General features: G+C 70.6%; 6 protein-coding genes. 5 read left to right on the forward strand and 1 reads right to left on the reverse strand.

Features of this window, described 5'->3' with window-relative positions:
- A partial coding sequence (recC, locus tag FW784_RS11945; RefSeq protein ID WP_149353567.1) for an exodeoxyribonuclease V subunit gamma occupies positions 1 to 2,530 on the reverse strand: 2,530 nt, incomplete at its 3' end.
- Between the two features lie 239 nt (positions 2,531 to 2,769).
- Between recC and FW784_RS11950 the strand changes: the two genes are divergently transcribed.
- From FW784_RS11950 to FW784_RS11970, 5 genes are read left to right on the forward strand one after another with little or no spacing between them, the layout of a single operon-like run.
- On the forward strand, positions 2,770 to 3,561 hold the full coding sequence (locus FW784_RS11950; RefSeq protein WP_149353568.1) for an ABC transporter ATP-binding protein: 792 nt from the start codon (positions 2,770 to 2,772) through the stop codon (positions 3,559 to 3,561).
- Positions 3,558 to 4,307 carry an MlaE family lipid ABC transporter permease subunit gene (locus tag FW784_RS11955; RefSeq protein WP_149353572.1) on the forward strand — a complete coding sequence of 250 codons (750 nt, stop codon included), beginning with the start codon at positions 3,558 to 3,560 and terminating at the stop codon, positions 4,305 to 4,307. The genes FW784_RS11950 and FW784_RS11955 overlap by 4 nt, the downstream gene beginning before the upstream one ends.
- 60 nt (positions 4,308 to 4,367) lie before the next feature.
- A complete protein-coding gene (gene mlaD / locus FW784_RS11960) occupies positions 4,368 to 4,886 on the forward strand; it encodes an outer membrane lipid asymmetry maintenance protein MlaD (RefSeq protein WP_149353569.1) in 519 nt (172 codons plus the stop codon).
- 4 nt (positions 4,887 to 4,890) lie between these two features.
- Positions 4,891 to 5,541: an MlaC/ttg2D family ABC transporter substrate-binding protein gene (locus FW784_RS11965; protein ID WP_149353570.1), complete on the forward strand. Its 651-nt coding sequence runs from the start codon at positions 4,891 to 4,893 to the stop codon at positions 5,539 to 5,541.
- The gene (locus FW784_RS11970; RefSeq protein WP_149353571.1) at positions 5,538 to 5,813 is read left to right on the forward strand and encodes an STAS domain-containing protein; all 276 of its coding nucleotides are present in this window, start codon (positions 5,538 to 5,540) and stop codon (positions 5,811 to 5,813) included. The genes FW784_RS11965 and FW784_RS11970 overlap by 4 nt, the downstream gene beginning before the upstream one ends.
- Positions 5,814 to 5,971: the final 158 nt, after the last annotated feature.

Genomic DNA, 5,971 nt, shown 5'->3' on the forward strand with positions numbered 1-5,971 from the left:
ACGGAGGTGCTCGGCGACGGCTCGAAGGTGACGGGCCTGGTGCTGAAGGATCGTGCGTCCGGCGTCGCACGCACGGTACTTCGGGCGCGGGCGCTTCGGGCGGCGGCAAGGCGACGCCCATCCACGGCGCGAGGTCGCGGCGACGCGTCGGCGTGGCGCGCGCGGCGGGCTGCCATTCGCTGCGATAGGTAAAACGCCGGGGCTCGATGCCGTCGTCGTCCGTGCCGAAGGCTTCCGCGCAGAACGGTTGCAGCGGATGACGCACCACGAACTGCTCGCGCGCGCGCTTCGGGTGGGCGTGATACGCAGCGGCGACGTCCAGCAGTTCATTGACCAGCACGGAGGGTTCGCGCCTGCTGCCGTCACGCGCGTCGGCGCCCAGGTAGCTGAGGTAGAAGACCTCGTTCGCGGAGGCGAGCAGCTGCAGGAACATGAAACGGTCATCGTCGCGCAGCGAGCGGTCGCCGCGACGACGCTGCGGGCCGTCGAGTTCGCGCACGAGCTGGTTGATGCCACCGCCCGGATCGGAGCGAGGGAACGCACCGTCGTCGAGGCCGAGCAGGCAGATCGCGCGGAATGGCAGCAGGCGCATCGGCACCATGCGACCGAAGCTGACACCGCTGCCCATCAGGGGCGCTCGCGTGTCGGCCTCGGCGAGTCTGGCGTCGAAATGCGCCCGCACGACTTCCGGCTCGAGCGCGGCGACGAAGCCGGCGCGACGCGCGGCGTCCGCGAATTCGTCAATGAGCGTGCGCAGGCGATCGAGCGCGCGTTCGTCACGCGTTTCGCGCGGACGTTCGGGCAGAACCGCCGACAGCAGCGCGAGCAGTCGCTCTCGCCATTGCTCCGAGCTCATCGCGTTGGACAGCAGCCGTTCGTAGCGCGCCAGCACGCGCACCAGCCCGATCAGCGTTTCGAGCGCCGCGAGGTCGCCGCCTTCGAGGTCGGGCCAGCCGGCCACGTCGCCCACCATCGCGTCCGAGCCGGTCGCATGGCCGAGCACGAGGCGATCCAGCGCGAACTGCCAGGTGTAGACGTCGTCGTCGGGCGCGCCGTGCCTGGCCCGATGGCTGCCGTCGAGGCCCCAGCAGGCACCCGCAGCGGTCAGCCATTCGCGAAGGCGATCGAGCGAGCCGCTTTCAAGGCCCGCATGCTGCGCGATCGCAGGCGTCGCCAGCAGGTCGAGCACTTCGTTGAGGCCCAGTCGCGAGATCGGCAGGGCAAGCAGGCGGGAAAACACCTCCGCAAGCGGCTCGGTCGCGAGCGCGCTGGTGTCGGCCAGCGTGTATGGAATGAAATCGCGGCTGCCGTGCACGCCGCCGAACACCGCTTCGACATACGGGACGTAGGGATCGATGTCGGGCGCGAGCACCGCGACTTCGCGCGGCTGCAACGGAGGATCGAAGCGCGGATCCTCGAAGAGCGCGCGCAGCTGGTCGTGCAGCACCTGCACCTCGCGCAGGCGCGTCGGGCAGGCGTGCACCTGCAGGCTCGGGTCACCGCGATCGAGCGTTTCGCGCCACGGCGTCGACGGCGGCGGCCGGCGATGCAGCAGGTCGCGACGCAGGTGGTGAAGCAGCGTTTCGTCCGCGCGCGGCGCGCGCGTTTCAGGATCGTCGTAGACGGCCAGCTCATACGACGGATGCACGATCTCGTAGCCGCCGAGCACCGCCATGAAATCGCGCCCCGACGCGCCCCAAGCCTGCAGCAGCGGGTTGTCCTCGACGTCGAGCACGTCGCCGAACGCGGCGGCCTCGCCGAGTTCGAGGCGGTGCGGCAGCGTGCGAACGTCGCCCCAGTACGCGGCGACCGGCGACGGCAGGTAGAAATGGAGCTCACCGGCGCGGGAGGCGCTGGCCAGCACGCGCAGCACGTCGGGCGAGACGTTGAGCGTGGCGAACACGAACAGCCGCGGCGGCAGGCCCACCGGCACGCCGTCCGCGTCCGCGCCGAAACGTTCGAGGTAGCGTTGCACGCGGCGCGCGCGGTGCGGGCGTTCGCTCCCCAGGCGCCGCCACAGCGCGGCCTGTGGGTCGCGTGGGGACTGGCCTGCGTCCCAGGCCAGCAGCCAGTCGCGGCGCCAGGCCTGGTACCTGTCGAAGCTGGCAGCCAGCTCGCCGGCGAGCGACCACGCCTTAAGCGCGTCGAACCCGTCGTTGGCGGCCGACAGATAGCCGCGCAGCGGGCGAAGCACCGGGTCGCGCATGGCGCGCTCGTCGTGCAGGAGCGCCAGCAACCGCCAGCGCATCGCCTCGAAGTCGAGATCCTCCGCGCGGCCGTCCACGTTGGCATCCAGGGCCTGCGCGACGAATTCGCCTGGCGTGAGGAAAACGATGTTGGCCGCGATCCCGTGCGCCTGCGCGAGCGTGGCCTGCAGCCAGCGGCGCATCGACGGCTGCGGGATGATCACCACGTCGGGCTCGAGCAGGCCCTGCCCAGCCGCCGGCCGCCGGAGTTCCTCGGCCATCAGCCCGGCGAGGATTTCCAGCGAATTCGAGTGATACAGGCGGAAATCGGAGGCCGCGGCCATGCGGCCATCTTGCCGCAGGACGTCGCAGCCGGTGAGATGCGCGGCTCAGCGGTGGCAGAGATCGCGCAGCCTCGATCGCCGAGCGCTCGTCGACGGGACCGCGGCGTCGGACCGCACCGCGCCCCATGGCTGCCAAGGTGGCCCGCCGCAGCGCGCCCTGCGACAATGCGCGTTGTCCCCGTTCAGCCGCGCGCGTTTACCTTCGCGCCGCTCTCCGAGCGCCAGGCGCCGCCTCCCCCATGACCCAGCCTTCGCCCATCGTCGCCCTGCACGGGCTGCGCCTCACGCGCGGCGATCGCACGATCCTGAGCGACGTCGAGCTCCGCGTGGCGCCGGGCGAGATCGTCGCGGTGCTCGGCCCATCGGGCTGCGGAAAGTCGACGTTGCTGGCCGCGCTCACCGGCGAACTCCCGCCCGCGGCCGGCACGGTCGAGGTGCTCGGCCAGCCGATGCCAAGCGGCGGTCGCGCGCTGCTGGAATTGCGCCGTCGCATCGGCGTGCTGCTGCAGGGCAACGGCCTGCTGACCGACCTCAGCGTGGCCGAGAACGTGGCCCTGCCCCTGCGTACGCATACCGACCTGCCGGACGTGCTGATCCGGCGGCTCGTCGATATGAAGCTGCACGCCGTCGGCCTGCGCGCCGCCGCCGACGCCTACCCGCGCGAACTCTCCGGCGGCATGGCGCGCCGCGTCGCGCTGGCCCGTGCGCTCGCGCTCGACCCGCCGCTGATGATCTACGACGAACCGTTGACCGGGCTGGACCCGATCGCGTCGGGCGTCGTGATGTCGCTGGTGCGGCGGCTCAACGACACGCTGGGCCTGACGTCGATCGTCGTCACCCACCACGTGCACGAAACCCTTCCGATCGCGGACCGCGCGCTGGTGATCGCCAACGGCGGCATCGTGTTCGCTGGCACGCCGGCAGAACTCGAGCGGTCGGACGACGCGTTCGTGCAGCAGTTCCTGCGCGGCGCGCCCGACGGCCCCATCGCTTTCGATGCCGCGCCGCGCGCGGCGGGAGCCGTCGCCTGATGTTCGCTTCCTCGGTCCGCACGCTCGGCCAGGCCGGCCTGTTCTCGTTCTCGGTGCTGCGCGCGAGCCGGCCCACCGGCGCCTTCATGCGCGAGCTGGTTCGCGAGATCTACAAGATCGGCGCGCGTTCCTTGCCGATCATCCTGGTGGGTGGCGCCTTCGTTGGCCTCTCGCTCACGCTGCTCGGCTACAAGGCGCTCGCTACCTACGGCGCGGCGAACCAGGTCAGCGCGCTGCTGGGGCTTGGCATGTACCGCGAGCTGGCACCGGTGCTCACCGCGCTGCTGTTCATCGGTCGCGCCGGCAGCTCGATCGCGGCCGAACTGGGCCTGATGCGCGCCACCGACCAGATCACCGCGCTCGGCCTGATGGGCATCGACCCGGTGGCCAAGGCGGTCGCGCCGCGGTTCTGGGCCGCCGTGGTGAGCGTGCCGCTGCTGACCGGGTTCTTCTGCGCGGCCGGCATCGTCGCCAGCTGGTTCGAAGCGGTGCACGTGATCGGCCTAGAAGCCGGACCGTTCTGGCAGGTGATGCGCGACGCCGTCGACTTCCACGGCGACTTCCTGGTCGCGATGGAAAAGTCGCTCGTGTTCGGCGCGATCGCGGCGTGGGTGGCTGCGTTCGTCGGCTACCACGCCGAGCCGACCATCGAAGGTACTTCGCTTGCAACGACGCGCGCGGTGGTCAATGCCTCGTTGCTGGTGCTGATGTTCAACTTCGTGCTGTCGGCGCTGCTGTTCCGATAAGGCCGCACGCTTCCGCTTCACTCCGGCGCGATCCGCGCCCAGCAATCCGGGATCTCCACGATGCGCAGTCCACGAATCGAATTCGCCGTCGGCGCCTTCCTGCTGCTCGCACTCGCGACGCTGTTGGTGCTCGCGCTGGCGTCCACCAACGGCCGCTGGGGCGGGCATGGCGACAGCTACCCGCTGAAGGCGCGCTTCTCCAACATCGGCGGGCTTCGCCCGAACGCGCCGGTCAAGATCGGCGGCGTGATGGTGGGCGAGGTGGCCGACATTCAGCTCGACCCCGTTAAATACGACTCCATCGTGACCTTCGCGATCCAGGGGAAGTACAAGGACCTCCCGTCCGATACCGCCGCCGGCATCTTCACCGCCGGCTTGCTCGGTGAGAGCTACGTCGGCCTGACGCCGGGTGGCGATCCCACGCCGCTCAAGCCCGGCGACGAACTGATGCTCACGCAACCGGCCGTCGACCTGCTGCAGCTCGTCGGCAAGTACATGTTCAGCGGCGCCGGCAAGCCTGCCGACACGCCCACGCCCACGCCGGCCGCGCCCGACGCCGCCACCCCAACTACGGAGTGACACCATGAAGCGCACCGCCCTTTTCGTCCTGCTCGCCACCGCCTTCGTCAGCACTGCGCCGGTTATCGCGACCGCCGCGCCGGTCAGCGCGTCGCAGCAGCTCGGTACGCCGTCGCGCCTCGTGTTCGAGAACAGCACGCGCATCCTGTCGACGCTCGAGGCGCGCCGCGCCGAGTTCAACAAGAACCGCGGCGCGCTCAAGCAGTTCGTCTCCGGCGAGTTCAACCAGATGTTCGACCGCGACTACGCCGCGCGCCTCGTGCTCGGCGCGCATGGCCGCGGCGCCTCGAACGCCGACATCGCCAAGTTCGCGGACGCGCTGAGCGAGAACCTGATGCAGCGCTACGGCTCGTCGCTGCTCGACTTCAACACCCGCTTGACCGTGAAGATGCGTTCGGAGGCGTCGATCGCCAACGGCCGCGCGACCAAGGTGTCCACGCAGATGCTGCGCCAGGGCGGCGAGCCGATCCCGGTTGATTACCTGATGCACCAGGTGGGCGGGCAGTGGAAGGTGTTCGACGTGCTGGTCGAGGGCGTGAGCTTCGTGCAGACCTTCCGCAGCCAGTTCGACGGCCCGCTGTCGCGCGCCTCGATCGCACAGGTGGCCGCCGACCTGAAGGCCGGCAAGCTGCAGGCGCAGGCCAAGACCCAATGAGCGAGGTGCGCGTTCGCCGCGACGGCGACGTGCTGCATCTCGACGGCCGCCTCGACCGGGCGGTCGTGGCGTCGACGTGGCGCGCGTTGCAGGGGCAATTGGCCGGTGTGCACGCGATCGACCTGGCCACCGTGGAATCCGTCGACAGCGCGGGGCTTGCGCTGCTTGCCGAGCTCGCGGCCGGCGGCCTGCGTATCGACGGCGCCCCGCCCGGGCTGGCCGAACTGCGACAGGCCTATCGCCTGGACGGCTCGCTCGGGTTCGCGCGCTGATCGCCCCACCGCCGACGCCGGGTAGACTGACACCATGACTCAACGTGTCGCCATCGAAGGCGCCCGCGCTACCGGCATGCCGGCCCGCGCGGTGCTCGTACTCGCCCTGCTCGCCGCCGCTGTGCCCGGCTGGGCGCAGACCGCGCCGCCGCAAGATC

Origin of the sequence: Cognatilysobacter lacus, from assembly GCF_008274655.1 — a bacterium.
Taxonomy (GTDB): Bacteria; Pseudomonadota; Gammaproteobacteria; order Xanthomonadales; family Xanthomonadaceae; genus Cognatilysobacter; species Cognatilysobacter lacus.

Coding starts and splice junctions, on each gene's coding strand:
- FW784_RS11950 (WP_149353568.1), top strand. CDS start 2,770: ATGACCCAGCCTTCGCCCATCGTCGCCCTGCACGGGCTGCGCCTCACG.
- mlaD (WP_149353569.1), top strand. CDS start 4,368: ATGCGCAGTCCACGAATCGAATTCGCCGTCGGCGCCTTCCTGCTGCTC.
- FW784_RS11965 (WP_149353570.1), top strand. CDS start 4,891: ATGAAGCGCACCGCCCTTTTCGTCCTGCTCGCCACCGCCTTCGTCAGC.
- FW784_RS11970 (WP_149353571.1), top strand. CDS start 5,538: ATGAGCGAGGTGCGCGTTCGCCGCGACGGCGACGTGCTGCATCTCGAC.